Origin of the sequence: Burkholderia sp. RF7-non_BP4, from assembly GCF_001521935.1 — a bacterium.
Taxonomy (GTDB): Bacteria; Pseudomonadota; Gammaproteobacteria; order Burkholderiales; family Burkholderiaceae; genus Burkholderia; species Burkholderia diffusa.
The window spans coordinates 186,563-210,140 of record NZ_LOTA01000087.1 but is presented as its reverse complement, the minus strand read 5'-3'; the positions used below and the strand labels follow the sequence as shown (position 1 = coordinate 210,140).

At 68.4% G+C, this 23,578-nt stretch carries 21 protein-coding genes; 6 read left to right on the top strand and 15 right to left on the bottom strand.

The window, feature by feature from the left end; genetic code table 11:
- The first annotated feature begins 76 nt into the window (after positions 1-76).
- The 5 genes from WS49_RS27275 to WS49_RS27255 all read left to right on the top strand — a co-directional run bounded on the left by WS49_RS27275 (position 77) and on the right by WS49_RS27255 (position 6,318).
- Entirely contained in the window at positions 77-1,063 is a 987-nt protein-coding gene (locus tag WS49_RS27275) for an ABC transporter permease subunit (RefSeq protein ID WP_059535140.1), read from the top strand.
- Positions 1,060-1,899, top strand: a complete 840-nt coding sequence (locus tag WS49_RS27270) for an ABC transporter permease subunit (RefSeq protein WP_059535122.1) — start codon at positions 1,060-1,062, stop codon at positions 1,897-1,899. Before WS49_RS27275 ends, WS49_RS27270 begins: the two co-directional genes overlap by 4 nt.
- Positions 1,900-1,999: 100 nt before the next feature.
- On the top strand, positions 2,000-3,574 hold the full coding sequence (locus tag WS49_RS27265) for a DUF3138 family protein (RefSeq protein ID WP_059535120.1): 1,575 nt from the start codon (positions 2,000-2,002) through the stop codon (positions 3,572-3,574).
- 112 nt (positions 3,575-3,686) lie between these two features.
- On the top strand, positions 3,687-4,991 hold the full coding sequence (locus WS49_RS27260; protein ID WP_059535138.1) for an NAD(P)/FAD-dependent oxidoreductase: 1,305 nt from the start codon (positions 3,687-3,689) through the stop codon (positions 4,989-4,991).
- A gap of 25 nt (positions 4,992-5,016) precedes the next feature.
- Positions 5,017-6,318, top strand: a complete 1,302-nt coding sequence (locus tag WS49_RS27255) for an NAD(P)/FAD-dependent oxidoreductase (protein ID WP_059535118.1) — start codon at positions 5,017-5,019, stop codon at positions 6,316-6,318.
- 123 nt (positions 6,319-6,441) lie between these two features.
- On the opposite strand, the gene WS49_RS27250 is transcribed toward WS49_RS27255, so the two are convergent.
- The 9 genes from WS49_RS27250 to WS49_RS27210 all read right to left on the bottom strand — a co-directional run bounded on the left by WS49_RS27250 (position 6,442) and on the right by WS49_RS27210 (position 14,381).
- The gene (locus tag WS49_RS27250; protein ID WP_059535116.1) at positions 6,442-7,107 is read right to left on the bottom strand and encodes a DUF799 domain-containing protein; all 666 of its coding nucleotides are present in this window, start codon (positions 7,105-7,107) and stop codon (positions 6,442-6,444) included.
- Between the two features lie 10 nt (positions 7,108-7,117).
- Entirely contained in the window at positions 7,118-7,546 is a 429-nt protein-coding gene (locus WS49_RS27245) for a DUF4810 domain-containing protein (protein ID WP_059535114.1), read from the bottom strand.
- Between the two features lie 82 nt (positions 7,547-7,628).
- Positions 7,629-8,300 (bottom strand): CsgG/HfaB family protein, encoded by a 672-nt coding sequence (locus WS49_RS27240; RefSeq protein ID WP_185500359.1) that lies wholly within the window; start codon positions 8,298-8,300, stop codon positions 7,629-7,631.
- 447 nt (positions 8,301-8,747) lie between these two features.
- Positions 8,748-10,103, bottom strand: a complete 1,356-nt coding sequence (gene gor, locus WS49_RS27235) for a glutathione-disulfide reductase (RefSeq protein WP_059535112.1) — start codon at positions 10,101-10,103, stop codon at positions 8,748-8,750.
- Positions 10,104-10,347: 244 nt separating this feature from the next.
- Complete coding sequence (locus WS49_RS27230) at positions 10,348-10,572, bottom strand: hypothetical protein (RefSeq protein WP_014895816.1); 225 nt, start codon at positions 10,570-10,572, stop codon at positions 10,348-10,350.
- Positions 10,573-10,946: 374 nt separating this feature from the next.
- Positions 10,947-12,068: a porin gene (locus tag WS49_RS27225; protein ID WP_059535109.1), complete on the bottom strand. Its 1,122-nt coding sequence runs from the start codon at positions 12,066-12,068 to the stop codon at positions 10,947-10,949.
- A 363-nt stretch (positions 12,069-12,431) separates the two neighbouring features.
- Entirely contained in the window at positions 12,432-13,184 is a 753-nt protein-coding gene (locus tag WS49_RS27220) for a YoaK family protein (RefSeq protein ID WP_059535108.1), read from the bottom strand.
- A 58-nt stretch (positions 13,185-13,242) separates the two neighbouring features.
- Positions 13,243-13,770, bottom strand: coding sequence for a chromate transporter (locus tag WS49_RS27215; RefSeq protein WP_059535107.1), 528 nt, complete (start codon positions 13,768-13,770; stop codon positions 13,243-13,245).
- On the bottom strand, positions 13,767-14,381 hold the full coding sequence (locus tag WS49_RS27210) for a chromate transporter (RefSeq protein WP_059535105.1): 615 nt from the start codon (positions 14,379-14,381) through the stop codon (positions 13,767-13,769). Before WS49_RS27210 ends, WS49_RS27215 begins: the two co-directional genes overlap by 4 nt.
- A gap of 96 nt (positions 14,382-14,477) precedes the next feature.
- Here WS49_RS27210 and WS49_RS27205 point away from each other — a divergent pair, with 96 nt between their 5' ends.
- Positions 14,478-15,362 carry a transcriptional regulator GcvA gene (locus WS49_RS27205; RefSeq protein WP_059535104.1) on the top strand — a complete coding sequence of 295 codons (885 nt, stop codon included), beginning with the start codon at positions 14,478-14,480 and terminating at the stop codon, positions 15,360-15,362.
- Between the two features lie 40 nt (positions 15,363-15,402).
- Here the strand turns inward: WS49_RS27205 and WS49_RS27200 are convergent, their stop codons facing one another.
- The 6 genes from WS49_RS27200 to WS49_RS27175 form a co-directional block, all read right to left on the bottom strand.
- The gene (locus WS49_RS27200) at positions 15,403-16,710 is read right to left on the bottom strand and encodes a solute carrier family 23 protein (RefSeq protein ID WP_059535102.1); all 1,308 of its coding nucleotides are present in this window, start codon (positions 16,708-16,710) and stop codon (positions 15,403-15,405) included.
- Positions 16,711-16,957: 247 nt separating this feature from the next.
- Positions 16,958-18,196 (bottom strand): flagellar hook-associated protein FlgL, encoded by a 1,239-nt coding sequence (gene flgL / locus WS49_RS27195; protein WP_059535100.1) that lies wholly within the window; start codon positions 18,194-18,196, stop codon positions 16,958-16,960.
- A gap of 23 nt (positions 18,197-18,219) precedes the next feature.
- Complete coding sequence (flgK, locus tag WS49_RS27190; RefSeq protein WP_059535098.1) at positions 18,220-20,202, bottom strand: flagellar hook-associated protein FlgK; 1,983 nt, start codon at positions 20,200-20,202, stop codon at positions 18,220-18,222.
- Positions 20,203-20,396: 194 nt separating this feature from the next.
- Positions 20,397-21,152: a flagellar brake protein gene (locus WS49_RS27185; RefSeq protein WP_059535097.1), complete on the bottom strand. Its 756-nt coding sequence runs from the start codon at positions 21,150-21,152 to the stop codon at positions 20,397-20,399.
- A gap of 235 nt (positions 21,153-21,387) precedes the next feature.
- Positions 21,388-22,386, bottom strand: a complete 999-nt coding sequence (gene flgJ / locus WS49_RS27180; RefSeq protein WP_059535095.1) for a flagellar assembly peptidoglycan hydrolase FlgJ — start codon at positions 22,384-22,386, stop codon at positions 21,388-21,390.
- Positions 22,387-23,574 (bottom strand): flagellar basal body P-ring protein FlgI, encoded by a 1,188-nt coding sequence (locus tag WS49_RS27175; protein ID WP_059535136.1) that lies wholly within the window; start codon positions 23,572-23,574, stop codon positions 22,387-22,389.
- Positions 23,575-23,578 lie beyond the last annotated feature (4 nt).

Below are 23,578 nucleotides of genomic sequence, written 5' to 3'. Positions count from 1 at the left end.
CCGGCGTGGAACGACGACGTGTTCGTGTCGTGGTCGCCGGCCAGCGGCGTCGTGCTGACGCAGTGAGGGCGACATGATGAGAACTTCCGCTTCCACGCCGTCCGCGCCGGTCCAGACCGGCGCCACCGCTGCCACACATGCCGCCAAACGCCGCGGCCGCTTCGCCGCGCTGTCGCGCTTCCTGCCGTCGGGCCGCGGCATCGCGATCGGCGTGCCGTTCCTGTGGCTCACGATCTTCTTCGCGCTGCCGTTCGTGCTGGTGTTCAAGATCAGCTTCGCCGACCAGGTGATGGGCATCCCGCCGTACACGTCGCTGGTCGAGATCAAGGACGGCGTCGTGCACTTCGCGCTGCAGCTGTCGCACTACGCGTTCCTGCTGCAGGACGACCTGTACATCGCGACCTACCTCAGCTCGCTGAAGATGGCCGCCGTGTCGACGGTGCTGTGTCTGCTGATCGGTTACCCGATGGCGTACTACATCGCGCGCTCGGAACCGGGCCGGCGCAACGTACTGATGATGGCCGTGATGCTGCCGTTCTGGACGTCGTTCCTGATTCGCGTGTACGCATGGATCGGCATCCTGAAGGATGACGGCCTCCTGAACCACACGCTGATCGCACTGGGCATCATCCACACGCCGCTGCGCCTCTATCACAGCGACGCGGGCGTCTACATCGGGATGGTCTATTCGTACCTGCCGTTCATGGTGATGCCGCTGTATGCGCACCTCGTGAAGATGGATCTCACGCTGCTCGAGGCCGCGTACGACCTGGGCGCCAAGCCGTGGGTCGCGTTCACGCGCATCACGCTGCCGCTGTCGAAGAACGGGATCATCGCCGGCAGCCTGCTGGTGTTCATTCCTGCGGTCGGCGAGTACGTGATTCCGGAGCTGCTCGGCGGCGCCGACACGCTGATGATCGGCCGCGTGATGTGGGACGAGTTCTTCAACAACATGGACTGGCCGATGGCGTCCGCGGTGACGGTCGCGATGGTGCTGCTGTTGCTGGTGCCGATGGCGCTGTTCCAGTACTACCAGGTCAAGGAACTGGAGGAAGCGAAATGATCAAGCCGAGCAAACCGCTGTCGACGGGCGTTCTCGCCTTCGGCTTCCTGTTCCTGTACATCCCGATCATCAGCCTGGTCGTGTACTCGTTCAACGAGTCGAAGCTGGTGACGGTGTGGTCGGGCTTCTCGCTGAAGTGGTACGCGGCGCTGTGGCAGGACGACGAGCTGCTCACGGCCGCGTGGCTGTCGCTGAAGATCGGCCTGTTGACGGCCACCGCGTCGGTCGTGATCGGCACGTGGGCGGGCTTCGTGCTCGCGCGCTTCGGCCGCTTCAAGGGCTTCACGCTGTACACGGGGATGATCAACGCGCCGCTGGTGATTCCGGAGGTGATCCAGGGGATCTCGCTGCTGCTGCTGTTCGTGGCGCTGGAGCAGATGTTCGGCTGGCCGAAGGGTCGCGGGATGGTGACGATCTGGATCGGCCACGTGATGCTCTGCGTGTCGTACGTGGCGATCATCGTGCAGTCGCGCGTCAAGGAGATGAACAAGTCGCTGGAGGAAGCCGCGCTCGACCTGGGCGCGACGCCGCTGAAGGTGTTCTTCGTGGTGACGCTGCCGCTGATCTCGCAGGCGCTGCTGTCGGGCTGGCTGCTGTCGTTCACGCTGTCGATCGACGATCTGGTGCTGTCGGCGTTCCTGTCGGGGCCGGGCTCGACGACGCTGCCGCTGGTGGTGTTCTCGCGCGTGCGGCTCGGGCTGAACCCGGAGATGAACGCGCTGGCGACGCTGTTCATCACGGCGGTGACGATCGGCGTGATCGTCGTGAACCAGATGATGATCGCGCGCGAACGGCGCCGGGTGGCCGACTTGAAGGCGGCGTTCGCGGCGGCCTGACTTCCCTCTTCCTTTCCATCGATAACAAGACCCGCGCGCCGCACGATGCGGCGCGCGAACCGATCACACATTGACAGGCCCACGACAAGGAGAATCCGCAATGAAGAAGAAACTGATCTGCCTGCTGGTGGCCGGCGCGTTGCCGGGCATCGCGCTGGCCGACTCGACCTCCGCCGAAATCAAGGCACTGCAGGCGCAGGTCGCCGCGCTGCAGAAACAGATGAAGGCCATGCAGGCGCAGCTCGCCGCGAAGCCGGGCGGCGCATCTGTCGCGCAGGCCGGCGCGACGGCCTCGGCCAAGCCGGCGATCGTGGCCGCCGATCCGTCCTCGCCGGACTACGGCCGTGCCCAGGCCACGCTGACCAACGACGAAGTCAGCGAAATGAAGCAGCAGATCGCGAACCAGCAGCTGAAGGTCGACTCGCTGACGGACGCGGCCAACACCGGGCCGCTCGCGGGCCTGTCGGTCACCGGCTACATCGACCCGACCTACATCTACAACCGCGCGGCCGGCACGTCGTCGTTCCTGTTCGCGAACCACGAGAACGCGTACAACTACTTCAACAGCACGTTCGGCGATCTCTACCTCGACATCAAGAAGACCTTCGGCGTCGGCCCGATGGCGCCGTCGGCGGAGATCACGCTGATGCCGAACCGCGGCAACGGCATCACGCTGCTGCAGAACTCGCGCGGCTCGATCACCGACAACCTGCTGAACACGGCGGTCGTCAACGTGCCGATCACCGCGTCGACGACGCTCGTCGCCGGTTTGATCCCGAGCTTCGGCGGCTACGAGGTGCAGCAGTCGAACCAGATGCTCACGCTCACGCACAACCTGCTGTACGATTTCTCGGATCCGGGCAGCTACGTCGGCGTCGGCGCGAACTACACGAAGGGCAACTGGGCGTGGAAGTTCTTCCTCGGCAACGAGCAGTACCGCACGTACGGCTCGGTCACGCAGACGGGCACCAATGCGCTCGGCGACCCGATCAGCACGAGCAACAAGGTGCCGACCTTCACCGCGCGCGCGGACTACACGTGGTCGAGCGCGCTCGATATCGGCGGATCGTTCAACATCGGGCGGCAGACGCTGGCGAGCGCGATCGACGATCAGGGCGTCGTGCACTACGGCCCGGGCGGCGCGGCGCCGAGCGCGTATGGTTCGTTCTTCTTCGGCGAACTCGACGCGACCTACACGCTCGCCGATGTTCAGTACAACGCCGAAATCGACTACGGCCGGCAGCAGCATGCGGCGTTCAACGGCGGGCTCGCGCAGTGGTACGGTCTGTCGCTGCTCGCGCACCGCAAGTTCAACGCGCCGGTGGTCGGCCGCATGGGCGTGACGCTGCGCTACGACCTGCTCGCCAACACGAAGAACGGCGGCGGCGGTGGCGGCATCGCGCTGAACGGCAACGGGATGGATCCGAACAACGGCTTCGGCGTCGACGCGGACTGCCTCGCGATGTCGAAGGCCGGCGGCGGCCTGGGCTTCGAGTGCAAGGGCGCGGTGCGCCAGGACGTCGCGCTCGACCTGCTGTTCTACCCGACCCAGCAGATCACCGTGAAGGTCGAATACCGGCACGACTGGGCGAACAACAAGGTGTTCCTGCGCAACGACGGTTCGTACGGCAAGTCCAACGACCTGCTCGCGACGCAGTTCATCTATTCGTTCTGATGCGGGCCACGCGGGACGCCGTGCCCCGTGCATGGCGTCCCGCATCGTTTCACCCGGCCGGATCGCGGTGCGTCGCGCACCGTCGCCGGCCGTCCTCGATGGAGTCGGTTTGATGACGCAGTCTTTCACCGCCCGCGCCGACGCGCTCGCGCGCGACTCGTACTACGAAGCGACCGCCGCGCGCCCCGCGGTCGACGATCCCGTGTTGGAAGACGCGATCGACGTCGACGTGTGCGTGATCGGCGCGGGCTTCGCGGGCTTGTCGACGGCGCTCGATTGCCGCGCGCGCGGGCTGTCGGTCGCCGTGATCGATGCGCACCGGCCCGGCTGGGGCGCGTCCGGCCGCAACGGCGGCCAGGCGATCACGGGCTTCGCGAAAGACGAGGTGATCGAGCGGCAGCTCGGCGCCGCCGGCGCGCGTGCCGCGTGGTCGCTGTCGCTCGACGGCGTCGCGCTGATCGCCGAGCGCATCGCGCGCCACGGCATCGACTGCGACTTCACGCGCGGCTACCTGACGGTCGCGACGAAGCCGCGCCGCATCGACGACCTGCGCGCGTGGATGGATGCCGCGACGTCGCGCTGGGGCCATCCGTCGCTGTCGTGGCTCGACACCGGTGCGATCCGTGCGCGCATCGCGTCGTCCCGCTATCTGGCGGGCGTCTACGATCCGCTGTCGGGCCACCTGCATCCGCTCAAGTATTGCCTCGGCCTCGCCGACGCCGCGCGACGCGAAGGCGTCGCGCTCCATGCGCACACGCCCGCGCTCGACGTCGTGCGCGGCGCGCGGCCGGTCGTGCGCACGCCGTCGGGCGAAGTGCGCTGCCGCTTCGTCGTGTCGTGCTGCAACGCAGGCCCCGGCGGCATCCTGCCGGCCGCCACCGCCGCGCGCATCGCGCCGATCGCGTCGTACATCATCGCGACCGAGCCGCTCGGCCGCGCGCGCGCCGACGCGCTGATCGCGCAGCGCGAAGCCGTGTGCGACAACAACTTCTTCCTCGACTATTTCCGGCTGTCCGCCGACCATCGCATGCTGTTCGGCGGCCGCGCGAACTCCGCGGGCGCGTCGCCCGACACGCTCGCCGAAACGATCCGTCAGCGCATGGTCGGCGTGTTCCCGCAACTCGCCGACGTGCGCGTCGATCACGCGTGGGGCGGCTTCGTCGACGTCACGCGCAACCGCGCGCCGGACTTCGGCGCGCTCGATCCGAACTTCTTCTACGTCCAGGGCTTCAGCGGGCACGGCGTTGCGCTGACCGGCATCGCCGGACGCGCGATCGCCGGCGCGATCGCGGGCGACACCCGCGCGTTCGACCTGTTCGCGCAGCTGCGCCACCGGCGCTTTCCCGGCGGCGACGCGTGGCGGCAGCCCGCGCTCGAACTCGGGATGCTGTATCACCGCGTGCGCGAGCTGTTCTGATCCCACTTCATTCGCTTTCCTGATCATGCAGACATTCGCCAACCAGCCGCACGTCGCGTCGTATTACGCGGCGACCGCCAACGATACGACCCGCCATGCACCGCTCGCCGGCACAACCGACGCCGACGTGTGCGTGATCGGCGCGGGCCTCACCGGTTTGTCCGCCGCGCTCAACCTCGCCGAGCGCGGCCATTCGGTGACCGTGCTCGAAGCGTCGCGGGTCGGATGGGCGGCGAGCGGGCGCAACGGCGGCCAGCTGATCGGCGGCTTCGCCTGCGGCATCGACACGTTCGGCAACTTCATGCAGGAAGGCGACGTGAAGCGGATCTGGGACATGGGCCTCGAAACGCTGTCGCTCGTGAAGTCGCGCATCGCGCGGCACGACATCGACTGCGCGCTCATGCCCGGCTACCTGACCGCCGCGAACACCGAGCGCGACGCCGATGCGCTGAAGCGCTGGCGCGACGAGGCCGCGAAACGCTTCGGCTACGACCGCTTCCATTTCGTCGAAGCCGACGAGCTCGGCGACTACGTGCAGTCGGCGCGCTATCGCGGTGGCCTGTACGACCCCGACAGCGGCCACCTGCATCCGCTGAACTACACGCTCGGGCTCGCGCGAGCGGCCACCGACACCGGCGTGCGGATCCACGAGGACAGTTGCGTGACGCGCGTGCGCGACGTGTCGGGTGGCCACCTCGTCGAAACCGGCCAGGGGCAGGTGCGCGCGCGCTTCGTCGTGCTCGCGTGCAATACGTACGTCGGCACGCTCGCGCCCGCGCTGTCGAAGAAGATCATGCCGGTCGGCACCTACGTGATCGCCACCGAGCCGCTCGGCGAAGCGCGCGCCGCCGCGCTGATGCCCGCGCGCGCGGCGATCTGCGACAGCCGCTTCGTGCTCGACTATTTCCGGCCGGCGCCCGACACGCGGCTCGTGTGGGGCGGCAAGGTCAGCTATTCGACCCGGGAGCCGCGCGATCTCGCAGCGGCGATGCGCGCGGACATGCTGAAGACGTTCCCGCAACTCGCGGACGTCAAGGTCGACTACGCATGGGGCGGCTTCGTCGACATCACGATGAACCGCGCGCCGCACTTCGGGCGCGTCGCGCCGACGATGTATTTCGCGCAGGGCTTCTCGGGGCACGGCGTGAACACGACCGCGCTCGCGGGCAAGCTGATCGCCGAGGCAATCGACGGCCAGGCGAGCCGCTTCGACCTGTTCGGCAAGATCCGGCATCGCGACTTCCCCGGCGGCGCGGCGCTGCGCACGCCGGCGCTGGTGCTCGCGATGAGCTGGTACCGGCTGCTCGACGCGTTCGGCATGCATTGAGCGGGCCGCATCGGAGCGAAACGAAAAACGGCCGCGCAACACGCGCGGCCGTGCAATCGAATCGCATGACATCGGTGCGTCGGGCACATGGCGCGCCCGCGCGCCGCGTACGACATGCGCCGGTCAGTCCGTTCCGAACTTCGGCGAATGCGGACCGTACAGCAGCCCGTTGGGCGGACCAGCCGACAGCAGCCGCGTGCTGGTGAACGCGGCGACGTCATGGCTCTGGTCCATCAGCGTGTTCGCGATCTGCTTGACCGCCGCCACCACCAGCATGCCGATCAGGCCGCCGCCGCCGTTGTTGCCGCCTTCGTCGCTGCTCGCGCTCGCCCGGCCCTGCCACAGCACGTCGCCGGTACGCAGGTCGACGAGCTTCGCCGAGGCCGACACGACCGTTGCGCTCGCAAGGATCCGGTAGACGGTGCCGTACTGCGACACCTTCGAATACAGCGCGGCATCCGCACCGAAGATCTCGCGCAGCTTCGCGGGCGGCGTCTGCTGGATCTCGGCCGCGTTGGTCAGGCCGTTCTGCTTGAACGTCTCGTCCATCACGGCGACCGGCACCACGTAGTAGCCGGATTCGGCGAGCGGCAGCGTCATCTGCGACAGCATGCCGTAGGTCGCCGCCACGTCGGACGTTTCGTTGATGGGCGGCAGGACGAGGATCGAGCGCGGCTGGCTCTTCTTGAACGCCGTGTAGTCGGGTCGTTTCACCGGCTGCGCGCACGCGCTCAGCAGCGCGACGATCGACAGCACGGACATCAGCTTGAATGAGAGTGTCTTGAACATGGCGGGCGCGTTACGGTTTGGCGGTGGTCGAGGCGGTATCCTTCTGGCCGGCGATCGCCTGGGCGGCCGGCTTCTGAACCGCTGCCTTCGACGCGTCGGTCTTTTTCTTCATCAGAAAATCCATGAAGGTCGACGATTCCGGGAACGACTGCTTCTCGGCCTGCAGTTCCTGCTCGGCCTGCTGCTCGTTGCCGACGCTCGCGTACAGCATCCCCAGATGCGCATGGAAGCCCGGCGGCGGCATCTTGCCCTTCGCGCGAATCTCCTGCAGCGCCTTTTCGAGCGCGTCGATCTGCTCCTGCGGCGACTTCTGCCCCTTGAAATATTCGTACACCTGCGGCTGATAGCCGTTCCACTGATAAAGCGGCGGCGTGGAGCTCGCGCAGCCGGCGAGCAGCAAGGCGGCGGCCGTTGCCGGCAGCCAGTTACCCCGTTTCATGGTCTGTTCTCTTTTGATGTCGTTGTCGATCGGTCCAGCGCGGCGCCGGCCCCGGCGCGCGCTGCTGCAATGGCTCGGACGCTTATTGCGGCGCCTTCAGCGTGCCGGCGTCGACCTGGTCGACGAGATGATTCACGGCTTCCTGGATCGCAAGGTCCAGCACCTTGCCGTTGAGCGTCGAGTCGTAACCGGCCGTGCCGCCGAAGCCGATCACTTCCCGGTTCGACAGGCTGAACTCGCCCGCGCCCTGGCTCGACGCGACGACTTCCGACGTCGTCGTGTCGACGATGTTCAGGTTGACCTTCGCATACGCGACCTGCGTCTTGCCGCGGCCGAGGATGCCGAACAGCTGGTGATCGCCGACATCCTTGCGGCCGAACTCGGTCACGTCGCCGGTCACGACGTAGTTCGCGCCCTTCACGGCCTGCGCCTTCTTCATGAAGCCGGCTTCCTGCTTGATCTCGTCGAGGTTCTCGCGATCGAGCACGTTGAAGCGGCGGCTCTGTTGCAGGCGCGTGACGAGGATCGTCTTCGCCTGTCCGCCGAGGCGGTCGATGCCATCCGAGAAGATGCCGCGCATGTAGCTCGAGCGGTTGTCGAACTTGCCGACCGCGATCGCGACGGGCTTGCCCGCATACGGCTTCTGCGCGCTGCTCACGGCCGGCACGTCGAGCGTGCGCGACGATTCGGTCGCGCAGCCGGACAGCGCCGCGACGAGCGCCGCCGCCACGAGAACGGTGCGTCGTGTCTGAATGTTCACTGCTGGTCTCCTTGCGTGAAAAGATTACCCGGAACGGGCGTGCCGGCTCGTTGACGGGCCGGCGGTCGATGCGGTGATCGAAACGGTTGGGGCACGCATCGGCGTGCGCGACTTCATCGCCCGGATGGCGATGGAGATGGCGGCATGCGAAGGGAAGGTGCGCGCAACGGACGTGCTGCGGCAAGATGCGGACGCGCGGCGCATGGATCGACCACCCCGCTTGCGCCGGCTACCCCGTGATTCTGTCTACTGCGCTGTTGATCGCGCATGATCGGCCCCGAATATGATTTTGGCCGATGATACCAAGCCTGATTATCGAGACGGGATTTCTTGAGAAGAATTGACGTTCTTTACGGATCGTCGCGGATCCGTGGCGCGTCGCACGCCGGCGGAGCACGCGGGGCGCCCGCGCCGGCCCGCGAGCCGGCGCGCCGGTTGCGGTCAGTCGGCCACCTTCTGCCGCATCGTCACGAATTCCTCGGCCGCGGTCGGGTGAATGCCGATCGTGTCGTCGAACTGCGCCTTCGTCGCGCCCGCGCGGATCGCGATCGCGATGCCCTGGATGATCTCGCCCGCATCGCGGCCGACCATGTGCGCGCCGATCACGCGCTGGCTGTCGCGCGCGACCACGAGCTTCATCAGCGTGCGCTCGTCGCGGCCCGACAGCGTGTGGCGCAGCGCCTTGAACGACGTGCGGTAGATGTCGATCTCGTCGTGCAGGCGACGCGCATCGGCCTCGGTCAGACCGACCGTCGCGATCTCGGGCTGGCTGAACACGGCCGACGGCACGTAATCGTGATCGACCGCGACGCGCGCGCCGCCGAACAGCGTCCGCGCGAGCAGCCCGCCGTCGCGGGTCGCCACCGGGGTGAGCTGCGGCCGCGACGTGACGTCGCCGATCGCATGGATCGAAGGCACCGACGTCGCCGAATACGCATCGACGGCGATCGCGCCGCGCGCGTCGAGCATGACGCCCGCCCGTTCGAGCCCGAGCCCGTCGACGTTCGGCACGCGGCCGGTCGCGTAGAGCACCGCGTCGTACGGCCCGTGCTGCGCGTCGCCGACACGCACGGAGAGCGTGCCGTCGTCCGCGCGCGCGATCGATTCGACCACGGCGCGCGCATGGATCGCGACGCCTTGCTTGGTCATTTCGTCGGTCAGGAATTGACGCACGTCGTCGTCGAAGCCGCGCAGGATCTTCTCGCCGCGATAGAAGAGATCGACCTGGCTGCCGACGCCGTTGAAGATGCCCGCGAACTCGACCGCGATATAGCCGCCGCCGACCACCGCGATGCGTGCGGGCAGCGTCGCGAGCGACAGCGCCTCGCGCGACGTGATCGCATGCTCGATGCCGGGCCGCGGCGGCAGCGACGGGCGCGAGCCGGTCGCGATCGCGATGTGGCGCGCGCGGATCGTGCGATCGCCGATCGCGACCGTATGCGCGTCGACGAGGGTCGCGCGCCCTGCGTGCATCGCGACGCCGGATTGCCGCAGCAGGTTGATGTAGATGTCGCTGAGCCGGTTGATCTCGCGATCCTTCGCGGCGATCAGCGCGGGCCAGTCGAGCGTGCCGGCGCCGAAGGTCCAGCCGAAGCCCTTCGCGTCCTCGAGCTCGTGCGGATAATGCGATGCGTAGACGAGCAGCTTCTTCGGAATGCAGCCGCGCAGCACGCAGGTGCCGCCGATCTGCTCTTCTTCCGCTATGCCGACGCGCGCGCCGTATGACGCCGACATCCGGGCGAGCCTCACGCCGCCGGAGCCGGCCCCGATGACGAACAGGTCGTAGTCGAAATCCATCGCAAGCCCTCATCGCAGTTCGGATGACGGCACGATAGCAAGATTCGGGAATTCGTGCGGAACGTGGCGGCGCAGGACGTCCGCCAAATAAAAAACGGCGAGAGACGTCGCCTCTCGCCGGTCAAACCAGCTGCCGGGTGTGCCATGCGTCACCGATCGACCACATGCCCGGCCTGCCGGCCGCGCGGCACCGGTCCGTCCGGGCGCGCGAACGGCGCACCCGCGGCGGGACCGGCCGCCATGCTCAGGCCTGCGACGTGTCGCTGCCGTCCGTCGCCTGCGTATCGTCTGCCTGCTGGGGCTGCTCTTCCTTCTTCTCGAGCATGCCTTCGATCGCCTCGGCGCCCTTGAAGCCGGCGACGGCCGCCGCCGCCTTGGTCAGCAGGCCCGCATCCGGATCGACCTTCTCGGCCGCCTCGACGGCTGCCACGGCGCCAGCGATTTCACCCACGGTGTTCAGGATACCCATCGTCATCCCCTTTCAAGAAAATCGTGAGCGCATCGTCCCACGAAAAAAAACCGGCAGACCGTGTTTGTCATCACCGGATACACAAGTTACGCACCAGGCCGGCCGCACGCGAAACGCGGCGCCGGAACGACGCCCGCGCGTGCGTCGCGGCACACGGCGGACCCTGCACGCAGCGTAGCGGAATCGCTTCGCGCGCACTGTCAAAGTATGTTCTGGAATGCCGACGGAATCCTTACGGGCAGGCCGTACGCGATGGAGCACTCGCTGAATGGTCGTCCGCGCGCATGAAGGTCGCGTGACGAAAAAAAGAGGCTCCCGCGGGAGCCTCTTCGATACGCGCCGAGCGTGAGCCGGCGCATGCGTTCCAATTTTCGTCAGAAGATATTGCGCAGGCCGATCGCGATGCCGGTCTGGTTGCTGCGACCCGGCAGCTCGACGTTCGCCGCGCCGTTCGTCTTGTTGAAGTCGATGGTGCCGTAGACTTCCGTGCGCTTGCTGAGCGCGTATTCGGCGATGCCGACGATCGCGTAGCGGTTGCCGCTCGCGAGCGTGCCGTTCGTGGTCATCGCGTTGCGCATGTGGTCGTAGTAGAACGCGCCGGTCAGCGTCAGCGGCGTGCTGACCTGCCAGCTCACGCCCGCGAACGGACCGTCGTCGATCCGGCCCGTGCCCTTCGCGACCGGAATCGACTGCTGCGCGAGCAGGCTGTCGACGAAACCGGTGTCGTCCTTCGAGCGCAGATAGCCCGCATAGACCTTCGCCTTGCTGAACGCGTACACGACGTTCGCGTGGTAGATCGTCTGCTTGCGTGCGGAGTTGTCGCTGTTCTGCTGCGCGCCGGCCGCGATGCTGAGCGGGCCCATCACGTACGACAGCGACACGCCCCATGCATTGCCCTTGCCGAGCGAACCCGGGATCTGGCCCGAGAAGCCGCCCGCGCCGGTCGATTCGTAGTTCGTGCCCGTCGAGTACATCGCCTTCGCGGTCAGGCCCGCGAACGTGCCCGTGTACTTGATCTGGTTGTCCGCATACAGGCCGCCGCCGAGTGCGACCGGCAGCCATGCATTTTCGAAGTAGTTGCCGACCGTCAGCGGATCGTAGGTGTCCGACAGCAGGTCGAACAGCGGCGTCTTCTGGCGGCCGAGGGTCACCGTGCCGTACGGGCTGTCCAGGCCGACGTACGCCGCGCGGTTGAACAGGCGGCCGCTGTCGGCGAATGCGCCGTTCTGCAGGTTCACGCCGCTTTCGAGCTTGAACAGGGCCTTCAGGCCGCCGCCGAGGTCTTCCGTGCCGTAGATGCCGAAGCGGCTGTTGGTGATCGCGCCGTTGGTCATCGACAGCAGGCCGTCGTTCTTGGCGTTTGCGTTGGTCAGGTAGCGGACGCTGACGTCGGCGACGCCCCAGAGCGTGACCGAGCTTTGTGCTGCTGCGTACTGGCTGGCGAAGGCCAGTGCCGCGCCCCCTGCGATGGCTGCGAGTCGGGTGGTCTGCTTCATGAGCTTTCCTATTTGTAGGTGTCTCCATTCATGGCCGGCCGCGTGCGCAGCCGGGTGGCGATCGCGCACGTTCATGGCGCGCGCGATGTGGGCTGAATCATAAGACCAGTGCGCGCCCTGAAAGAAATTGAAATGCGCGGTAACGCGCGATTGTCGCCCTGGAACAACAACGGTCCCGCACCAGGCTTGCCGCTCGCGTGACGGACGCGGGGTGCGGCGATGGCGAAACGAGGGCGGATGCCGTAAGGATCGGCCGGGGCAGCCGGCTGGCGTTCGGGTCGTGTCGCGGGCCGGTGACGCGATGCACCGGTGATTCGGTCACGCGGCGCATCGGCAGTCCGCATGGTGGCGGCCCTGCACACGTCAGGCAGGCTGCGACGTCCCGCCGTCGGGGTTGGCGCCGCTGCTGCCATTGCCGGCCGCCGCATCGCCACGATCGCTCCCGCCGCCCGCCCGCCGCGCCCGCCGCACGATCTCCGCGAACGCGCCCGCCAGCAGCAGCACCGCGCCCCACAGCGCGACGTCCGGCACGAGCCGCGTCGCGAAGCCGCCGACCACCGCGCCGGCCAGGAAGCAGAAGCTGATCGTCGCCAGCAGCGCCGAGTCGTGCAGCGCGCCCGCGTCGTAGCGCGGAATCAGCCCGACGAACAGCTTCTGCGCGGCGCGCCGCAGGTTGCCGGTCGTCATCACCGACGTGTACGACAGTTCCTCGAGATGGGTGAACGACAGCGTCTGCAGCGTCGCAACGAACGAGATGCCGGGAATCAGCCACGCGCTCGACGCGCCGACGAGCCCGCTCGCGGCAATGCCGAGAAACGCGATCTCGACGATCAGGCTCGCGAACGCGGTGTGGCGCATCCAGCCGCGCCGCGCGGCGAGACCGAGCAGATGCGCGACGAATACCGCGACCACGAAGCCGCCGAGCGGCGGCACGTGATGCAGCGCGGCCGCCCATTCGCCGGCCGACAGATTGATACCGAGCAGCGCGACGTTGCCGGTCATCGTGTTCGCGAACACGTGGCCGTGACCGACGTACGTGTACGCGTCGAGGTAGCCGCCTGACAGCGTGAGCAACGCGGCGACAGTGAGATTGCGGCTGGCGCCGTCGAGATCCATCGATCCTCCCGTGAATATTCGCGCCAGTATGCGGGACGGGAGACAGCTTGTCCTTCGCTCACTGGCCGATGCCGGTGAGCCCGATCAGCGCGCCGGCCGCGAGCAGCCATAGCGGATGGATGCGCGTGCGCCACGCGAGCACCGCGCATGCGGCGGTGATGCCCCACTGGATCGCGGTGCGGTTCGACGCTTCCGAGATCAGCACCGCGCTGGCCGCGACGAGCCCGGCCGTGACCGGCATCAGCCCCTGCTGCACGTAGCGGCGCCACGGCCGGTCGCGAAAGCGCTCCCACGCGTGCAGCGCCAGCACCGTGACGAGCGACGACGGCCCGAACTTCGCGATCGACGCGACCAGCAGCCCGGCCCAGCCGGCCACGTGCCAGCCGACCAGCGACACGATCATCATGTTCGGCCCCGGCGCGGCCTGCGCGAGCGCGAACAGCGCGGTGAATTCGTGCGCGCTCATCCAGTGGTGCACGTCGACGACTTGCCGCTGCATCTCCGGCAGGATCGTGTTGCCGCCGCCGAATGCGAGCAGCGAAAGCTGGCTGAAGATCGTCGCGATCGCGATCAGCGTGTCGTTCATGACCGGCCTCCGTCGCGCGCGGCGGCGTGCTGCGGTGCCGGCGTATCGCGCCGCCGCGACGCGAGCCAGATGCTCAGGGGCGTCAGCACCAGCATCGTGGTCAGGAGCGGAATGCGCAGCACCGCGATCGCGACGAACGCGAGCGCCGCGATGCCGGCCGCGGTGCGCGGCGCGTGCAGCAGCGGTTTCACGACCTTCACGGCCATCGCGACGAGCAGGCCCGCGGCCGCGGCGGCAAGCCCGCCGAACAGGTGCTGCACGCGCGGATCGCCCTGCGTCTTCGCATACAGCACGCCGAGCGCGACGACCACGAGCGTCGGGCCCGCGATCAGCCCGAGAATGCCGGCGAACGCGCCCGCGACGCCGCGAAAGCGCATGCCGACGGCGACCGACAGGTTGATCACGTTGCCGCCCGGCAGGAACTGGCACAGCCCGAGCAGATCGGTGAATTCGTCGGCGGTGAGCCATTTGCGCTCGTCGACGATCGTGCGCCGCGCGAACGGCAGCGCGCCGCCGAACGACATCAGGCCGAGCGACAGGAAGCCGGTGAACAACTCGGCGAGGCCGATCCGGCGCGGCGACGCGGCGGGCGGCGGAGGAACGGATTGCATGGGGGTCCTCATCAAACGGTGTCCCGAGATTACCGCCGTTCCGCACCCCGGCAAAACGATTTTATCGACGCGCCCTTGTGATCTAGAATCACAAGCATGGCACGCGACCTCCCGCCCTTTTCCGCGCTTCGGGCCTTTGAAGCAGCGGCACGACACGAAAGCTTCAGCGCCGCCGGCGACGAGCTGCATGTGACTCACGGTGCCATCAGCCGGCAGATCGCCGGGTTCGAGGCGTGGCTCGGCAAGCCGGTGTTCCACCGCTACGGCAAGCGCGTGAAGCTCACCGACGAAGGCCGCCGCTATCTGGATACCGTCCGTGCCGCGTTCGACAGCATCGCGCTCGCCACCGAGCAGCTGCGCAACACCGGTGCCGCGCGCGTGCTGCGCATCAATGCGCTGCCGACCTTCGCGATGAAATGGCTGCTGCCGCGCCTGTCGCGGTTCCAGCGCGACGTGCCGAACGTCGAGCTGAAGCTGTCCACGTCGAATGCGCCGCTCGACATGCTCGACGGTTTCGACGTCGCGATCCGCCGCGGCCCCGGCCCCTGGCCGAACTGCACGAGCGGCCACTTCCTCGACGAAAGCGTGATTCCGGTTTGCAGCCCCGCGCTGCTCAAGCGCGCGCCGATCGCCCGAGCGGACGATCTCGCGCGGCACGTGCTGCTGCATTCGGACACGCGGCCGGAAGGCTGGCGCGACTGGTTCGCGGCGGCCGGCGTGACGATGAAGGGGCGCAAGCGCCAGTCGTTCGATCACTTCTACCTGGCGCTGCAGGCGGCCGTCGACGGGCTGGGCGTCGCGCTCGGCCCGCTGCCGCTGATCGACGACGAGCTCGCGAGCGGCCGCCTCGTGATGCCGCTGCCCGGGCCGCGCATCGCGACGCGCAGCTACTGGTGGATCGCGCCGGGCGCGCCGGCCGGCGATGCGCTCGTCGCGCAGTTCTGCGCGTGGCTGCAGGCGCAGTCGAATATCGGCGCGTAACGACGTGCCGGCGGGCGGCGTTGCACCGCCCGCTGCCGGCTCAGACCACCGGGCCCGGTTCCTTTTCCTTGCGCAGGATCGCGTACAGGATGATCGCGCCGAACGTCGCCGTGCCGATCCCGCCGAGCCCGAAGCCGCCGAACTTCAGCGAGAAGTCGCCGGCGCCGAGCACCAGCGTGACGGCCGCGACGATCAGGTTGCGGTTGTCGGAGAAGTCGACCTTGTTGACGACCCAGATCCGCGCGCCCGTCACCGCGATCAGCCCGAACACGACGATCGACACGCCGCCGAGCACCGGGCCCGGAATCGTCTGGATCACCGCGCCGAACTTCGGCGAGAAGCCCAGCCCGATCGCGATCAGCGCGGCGATCGCGAACACCAGCGTCGAATAAATGCGCGTGACGGCCATCACGCCGATGTTCTCCGCGTAGGTGGTCACGCCCGTGCCGCCGACGCTGCCCGACACGATCGTCGCGAGCCCGTCGCCGATGAACGCGCGACCGACGTAGCGGTCGAGGTTGGTGCCCGTCATCGCGCTCACCGCCTTGATGTGGCCGAGGTTCTCCGCGACCAGGATCACCGCGATCGGCGCGAGCATCAGCATCGCGTGCGGATCGAAGACCGGCGCACGGAAGCTCGGCACCCCGAACCACGCGGCATGCGCGACGATCGAGAAATCGACCGGCTTGCCGAGGCCCATCCCGTTGGTCGCGATCGCATAGATCACGTACGCGATCACCAGCCCGACGAGGATCAGCAGGCGCTGCATCATCCCGCGCGCGAACACCGCGACGCCGCCGACGCACAGCACCGTGACGAGCGCCATCGCCGAGTCGAAGGTCGATGCCGACACGCCCTTGACCGCGATCGGCGCCAGGTTCAGCCCGATCACCGCGACCACCGCGCCGGTGACGACGGGCGGCATCAGCGTCTCGATCCAGCGCGTGCCGATCGCCTGCACCAGCGCGCCGAGCGCGACGTACACGACGCCGCACGCGACGATCCCGCCGAGCGCGACGGGGATGTTCGGGTTCGGGCCGCTGCCGCCGTAGCCCGTCACCGCGATCACGAGGCCGATGAACGCGAAGCTCGAACCGAGGTAGCTCGGCACGCGGCCGCCGACCAGCACGAAGAACAGCAGCGTGCCGATGCCCGACATGAAGATGCACAGGTTCGGGTCGAAGCCCATCAGCAGCGGCGCGAGCACCGTCGAGCCGAACATCGCGACGACGTGCTGCACGCCCATCGCGACCATCTGCGGCCACGCGAGGCGTTCGTCGGGGCCGACCACGCGCGAGGCGGCGCCGGTCGGTTGCACCCGCCAGCGCGGGAAGTAGGAATCGGACATGGGGAAAAGGGCTCCTGTCGAACGCCGGCTGCGGACGGTGCGCCGGTCTGGAATCTGGCGCGAGTTTACGGAGCGGAAATGGGGCTGGCAAGCGCGAACCGCCGGCGCGGCGGTGGCGCGGCGCGGCGGTCGTGCCCGCCGGGCGGGGTGCCGGACGGCACGATCGCGCGGATGCAGGCCGACGGCGGCCGGCCTGCGCCCGCCCCGATGTAAGCGGGCGCTCACATCGTGGCGGATGCCGCGGGGATCACGGATTGATGTACTGGAACAGCGACATGTTCTGCAGCTGGGCATACGCCTTCTGCGCGCCGCTCAACGCGTTCTGCACCTGCAGGTACTGGCTGATGGTCGTCACCATGTTGGTGCTGGTCAGGTCCGACAGGTTGCTGGTCGTCTGCAGCGCCGCGGTCTGGTTGACGACCTGCATCGCCTTGACTTCCTGCTCGCGGCCGCCGACCGACGCCAGCACCGTCGTGACGTTGCGCATCGTGTTGTTGATCTTCGTCGCGGCCGTGCCCATCGCGTTCGACAGCGCGGCGCTCGCCGTCTGGTTGCCGGTGACGGGCGTCTTCAACGCCGTGATCATCGAATCGAGCGTCGAGAACACGTCGACCCCGTTTGCCTGCGGCGCGGGCGTGACCGAAAAGGTGTCGTTGACCGCCGGCGTGCCCGACACGGCCACCTTCATCCCGCTGCCGAGCGCGATCGCGGTGCCCGACGTGTAGGCCTGCGCGGGCGTGGTCGTCGGCGGCGACGCCGTATTGTCGGTCACCGTGTAGGTCGGCGCGGCCGCCGTGCCACCGAAGGTGATCGTGAACTGATGGCCGTTCGTCGCGGCCGCCGGGTCCGTCACCGTGACGTTGCCGATGGTGGCCGTGCCCGTGTTGCTCGCGCCGGCCGCCTGGACCGGCGAGCTGCCCAGCGCCTGCACCGACATGAACACCGCGAGGCCCGAGTCGCCCTGCGGCACGCTGCGCGAATCGTCGATCTGTACCGTGCGCGTGCCCGTATCGCCGACGTAGCTGATGCCGCCGGCCGCGTTCTTCGTGAACGGCGCCGCCGCATTCTTGAAGCCGGCGAACAGGTAGTTGCCCGCGCCGTCCGTCGCGTTCGCGAGCGACATCAACTGGTCGCGATAGCCCTCGAGCTGCGTCGCGAGCGCCGCGCGGTCGCTGTCGGCGAGCGACCCGTCGCCGGCGCGCACGATCACCGACTGGACGCTGCCGAGCACGGTGCCGACGTTCTGCAGCGTCTGGTCCTCGGCCTGCAGCGACGCGAGTGCCGTGCTCTGGTTCGCCGCGTACTGCGACAGCGTGGCCGACGTCATCGACAACTGCACGGCCTGCGCCGCGCCCACCGGGTTGTCGGCCGGCGTCGTGAGGCTCACGCCGCTCGAGATCTGCTGGTAGAGCTGCGCGAGCTGGGCCTGCTGATCGTTCATCTGGCCGACGTTCAGCTGGTAGAACTGGGTCGTGGAAATCCGCATCGTTTCTATCCTCTCGAATCCGCTCAGCTGAACAGGCCCAGCACGGTCTGGAACAGCGAAGCCGCCGTCTGGATCACTTTCGCGTTCGCCTGGTAGAGCTGCTGGTACTGCATCAGGTTCGCGGCTTCCTCGTTCTGGTTCACGCCCGACACCGATTGCTGCGCGGACGTGATCTGGCCGACCAGCGCCGTCTGTGCGGTGCTCGACGACTTGAGCTGGCTCGCGGCGTTGCCGATGTTGTTCACGTAGTTCGCGTAGGCGCCCGTGAGCGTCGTCGTGCCGCCGCCGAGCGTCTTCGCGTTGACGAGCTTCGACAGCGCGAGCGCGTTGCTGCCGTCGCTCGTGCCGCCCGCGTACGGTCCGATCGTGAACGAATCGCCGTCCGACGGCGTGCCCGACAGCGTGACGGTCACGCCGTTCATCGCCCCGGCGGCCGCGCCGGACATCGTCATCGCCGCACCGGTCGACGGGTCGTACGGCACGGGGTCGGTCGGACTCGCGATCGTCACCGACGTCGGCGGCGTGCCCGGGATCGTCACCGTGGTGCCGACCGGGAAGCCCGACAGCGACTTCGTCGCCGCGTCGTAGGTCAGCTTCGTCGACGGCACCTGGTAGCCTGCGCTCACCCCGCTCAGCGCGATCTTGCCGGTGCCGATGTTGGTGCTCGACGCCGACGTGATGGCCGGCGACGCGGCCGCGATCGCCGAGCCGCTCGTCGTCGCGAGGCCGAAGCCCGTCAGCGCGCCGCGCGTCGGCAGCACGGTGAACTGGTCGCCGGCATTCATCGCGCCGGACGAGAACGAGAAGTTCAGCCCGCCGAGCGAAAGCGGCATCGGCCCCGCCTTCTGGTCGACCACCGCGCCGCTCGCGCGGTCGGTCAGCGTGTAGTTCGTGCCGTCGTACGACAGCGTGTAGTCGCTCGTCGTCGGCTGCGACGCATTGGCGAACGAGACGGACAGCGATGCGTTGCCGGTGTTGCCCTGATTCGAATAGACGGCCGGGGCCGCCACCGTGAACAGGTTGCCGCCCGGCTTGCCGGACAGATCGATGCCGAGCGCGTTCTGCCCGTTGACCTGCGCGGCGAAGCTGGCCGCGACCGCGCCGAGTTGCGCCTGCGCGGGGTTGAGCGTCTGGCTGCGGAACGCGAGCAGGCCACCGAGCGTGCCGCCCGACAGCGACGCATCCGGCAGCGCCTGGTTCGGGCCTGGCGGGTTCGCGCCGGCGATCCCCTGCGACACGACGGTCAGTTCGCTCGGATCGGACGGCGACGTGACGGCCGCGAGCTGATAGCTCTTGTCGGCGAGGACGAGCGGCTGGCCGCCCGCGAGGAACACGCTGTAGCCGCTGTCGTTGCGCACCACCTGCACGCCTGCGAGGCTCGACAGGTTCGACACCGCGAGGTCGCGCTGGTCCATCAGCTGGTTCGGCGGCTGCCCCTGGCTGCTCGCCGCCGAGATTTGCTGGTTCAGCTTCGCGATCTGCGCGGTGTACGTGTTGATCTGCGACACCGTGCTGGTGAGCTGCGTATTCACGCTCTGGCGCAGCGCGTCGTACTGCTGGCCGGCCGCGTTGAGCTGGTTCGCGAGAATCTGCGCGTTGCTGATCGCGGTCTGCCGCACCGACGGATCGGCCGCGCTGTTCGCCACGTTCTGCAAGCCGGTGAAATAGCCGGTGATCGCGGTCGAGATCCCGGCCGTCGGGCTGCCGACGTAGTTGTTCAGCTGCGCGACGAGCGAATACCACGTCGACAGCGCGCCGCCCTGCGACTGCGCGCTGTTCAGCTGGTCGCTCAGGTACTGGCTGTACTGCCGCTGCACCGTGACGGTGTTCACGCCCTGCGGCATGTAGCCGCTCGACGTGTACTGGCCGCTCGCCTCGGCATAGACCGGGCGTTCGACCGAATAGCCGGGCGTGGCGGCGTTGCTGATGTTCTGACCGGTCGTCGTGAGGCCCCAGAGCGCGGCATTGAGGCCGCTGACGCCGAGGTTCATGAGTGTGTTGGACATGCGCGATCCTGATGAGCCGGCCGCGCTGCGGCCGCCGGGTTGCGTGACTCCCGATATAACGGCCGCGGATCGGAAAAATTGAGGGAAAAATGCGCGTGCGACGCGCGCGTGCGCGTCGTGTGTCGAGCCGCCGGGCGGACGCCGCCGGCGCCGGTGCGAAAGCGGCCCCGGGCGGGGCCGCGAGAGGGATTACGTCAGGCCCGCGCGAGCGAGCGGCGCTTCATCTCGAGCTGCGTGATCAGGCGCTGCAGCGTGTTCTCCGCGCTGCCCGGCAGCGACATGAAGCGAAAACCGAGCTGGAAGCGCCGCGAACCGTTCGGCATCTGCGTCGAACGCTGCGACACGAGCCGCAGGTCGAGCGACAGCTTGCCGTGGCCGGTCAGCTCGAGCTCGACCTCCGGCAGCAGCGTGCCGACCTCGAGCGCCTCGACACGCTCGTCGGCCGTGCGCAGCCCGACGCCGCCGAGCGACAGGTTATGCACCTCGAACACGAAGCTCTCGCCGTCCGGCAGCTTGCCGCGGCACAGGAACGGATCGACGATCGGCGCATCGACGCGGAAATACTCGCGGCGCTGGATGCACATCAGCACGTCGGGAAAATCGGCGACGAACGCGGGCAGCCCCTCGTAGCGCGTCTCGCGCGGCGTGCTCGTGGTGAATTCGACGCGCACGCCTTCGGGCGCCGCCGCGAACGTGCAATGCGACGCGCCGAGGATGCCGGCGTTCTGCTCGGACAGCGCGCCCCAGTCGAACGTGAACGTGCGCGCGCCGACGTCGACCTCGAGCAGGCGCGTGACGAGCTGGCCGCCCGGATACTGGACGGTCAGGAAGTCGCCGCGGTTCACGAGGTTGCGCAGCTGCACGCCGATCTCCAGCGGATTGCGGCGGGCATAGTCGGGCCCGGAATGGCCCGCATCCAGGCTCGGATCGGTCGACGTTTCGATATTCATGGCTAGCCGGTTTTCTTTTCATGGGCGCCCGGGCGACCGGTGCGCAGTAAAACCGGGCCAGAACATGGCCCGGTTGCAGGTCTCACACACTTAGCGGCAGTGCTCACCGAAAGTTTAGATCGAATTGGCGGTTTTTTTCGCGCAAACGTTGAAACCGCGCGCGGCGGGGTGCCGGGCGCGGTCCGTAAGACTGCAAGAATGGGCGGCAGGCGGGGCCGTTCCGGCCCCTGCCCCGTCAACCGATCTGCTGCATGATCGAGATCAGCTTCTTCGCGTAATTCGGGTCGGTCGCGTAGCCGGCCTTCTGCAGCCCGTGCGCGAAGCCCTCGACGCTGCGGCTCGCGCTCAGCACGCCCGCGTAGCGCGGGTTGTTCTTCAGCAGGTTCGCATAATCGGTCATCGCGTGCTCGTACGAATCGTACGCGCGGAACTTCGCGACGACGCGGCGCGGCGCGCCGTTCACGTATTCGGTCGTCAGCGCCGACACCGTGCGGCCCGTCCAGCCCTTGTTCGCCTTGATGCCGAACACGTTGTAGCTCGTCGAGCCGTCGCTCGCGCGGATCTCGCGCTTGCCCCAGCCCGATTCGAGCGCGGCCTGGCCCACGATGAAGCGCGCCGGAATGCCGGTGGTCGCGCTCGCCGCCTGCGCCGGGGCGGCGAGCCGGTCGACGAACGCGTCGGCGTCCTGCGCGCCGCTCGCGCCCTTCAGCGGCGGCGTCAGCGCGCTGCCGGCCGTGTAGCCGCGCGCGCCGGCGAGGCCGCCGTTGTTTGCCGCGTTCGCGTAGGCCCGCGCCATCGCGTTCATCGCGGCGAGGCTGCCTTCGTTACCCGACGTGCCCGAGCCGGCCGCACCCAGGCCCACCGCGCCGAGCCCGGCCGCGCCGGCGTCGGCCGCCGTGTCGCCGCCCGTGCCCTGCCCCGCGTTGCGCAGCAGCTGCTTCATCAGCGCGTCGGCCACGCCGATCCCGCGCTTCGACATCTGCTGCGCGAGCTGCTGGTCGAGCATCGACGTGTACATCTTCGACGTGTGCGAATCGAGCAGCCCGCCGTCGGGCGACGCGTCGCGCATGCTCTTGAGCATCATCTGCGTGAACATCGCGTCGAACTGGCCCGCGACCGCCTTCGCGCCGGCCTGCGGCGACTGCTTCGCCTGCGCGCGCAGCGCGTCGAAGCCCTGCACGTCGAGGGCGAAGCGCTGCGTCAGGTCGTTTGCGTTCGGGAGAGTAGCTGCCATTTAGATGATCTCCAGATCGGCGCGCAGCGCGCCGGCCGCCTTCATCGCCTGCAGGATCGACATCAGGTCCGCCGGCGTCGCGCCGAGCGTGTTCAGCGCCTTCACGACATCGGCGAGATTCGCGCCGGCCGTCACCATCTTCAGCGCGCCGTTGTCCTGCTTCAGCTGGATCTGCGATTGCTGCGCGACCACCGTCTGCCCGTTCGAGAACGGCCCCGGCTGCGACACCACGGGCTGCGTGTTGACGACCACCGACAGGTTGCCGTGCGCGACCGCGCAGCTTTGCAGCGTGACCATCTGGTTCATCACGATCGAGCCGGTGCGCGCGTTCAGGATCACCTTCGCGGCGGCCTTGTCCGGGCTCACGTCGAGGTTCTGCAGGCGCGCCATGAACGCGACCTGCTGCGCGGAATCGGCCGGCGCGGCGAGCTGGATCGTGCGGCCGTCGAGCGCCGTCGCGGTGCCCGGGCCGAAGCTCGAATTGACCGCGGACACGATCCGCTGCGCGGTGCCGTAGTCCATGTCGTTCAGCTGCAGCTGCAGCACGCCGTTCATCTGCGCGATCGCGTTCGGCACCGAGCGCTCGACGATCGCGCCGCCGACGATCCGGCCGGCCGCGAGCTGGTTCACCTGCACGCGGCTGCCGTTCGCGCTCGCCCCCGCGCCGCCGACCGCCATGTTGCCCTGCGCGAGCGCGTACACCTGGCCGTCCGCGCCCTTCAGCGGCGTGAGCAGCAGCGTGCCGCCGCGCAGGCTCTTCGCGTTGCCGAGCGACGAAACCGTCACGTCGAGCGCCTCGCCCGGCCGCGCGAACGGCGGCAGCGTCGCGGTGACCATCACGGCCGCGACGTTCTTCAGCTGCATGTTGTTCAGCGACGACGTGCCGCCGTTCGCCGAGCCGTTGTTGATCGAGATGCCGAGGTTCGCGAGCATGTTCGCGAGCGTCTGCGTCGTGAACGGCGTCTGCATCGTCTGGTCGCCCGTGCCGTCGAGACCGACGACGAGGCCATAGCCGATCAGCGGGTTGTCGCGCACGCCCTGGATCTGCGCGAGGTCCTTCAGGCGCTCCGCGTGCGCGGGCGCCGCGCCGAGCGCGCATGCGACCAGCACGAACGCGGCGGCGAGCCGCGCGACGGCGGGCACGCGCGACACACGGGACGACAGGCGGTGGAAAAGAGGCTGCTGCATCGTC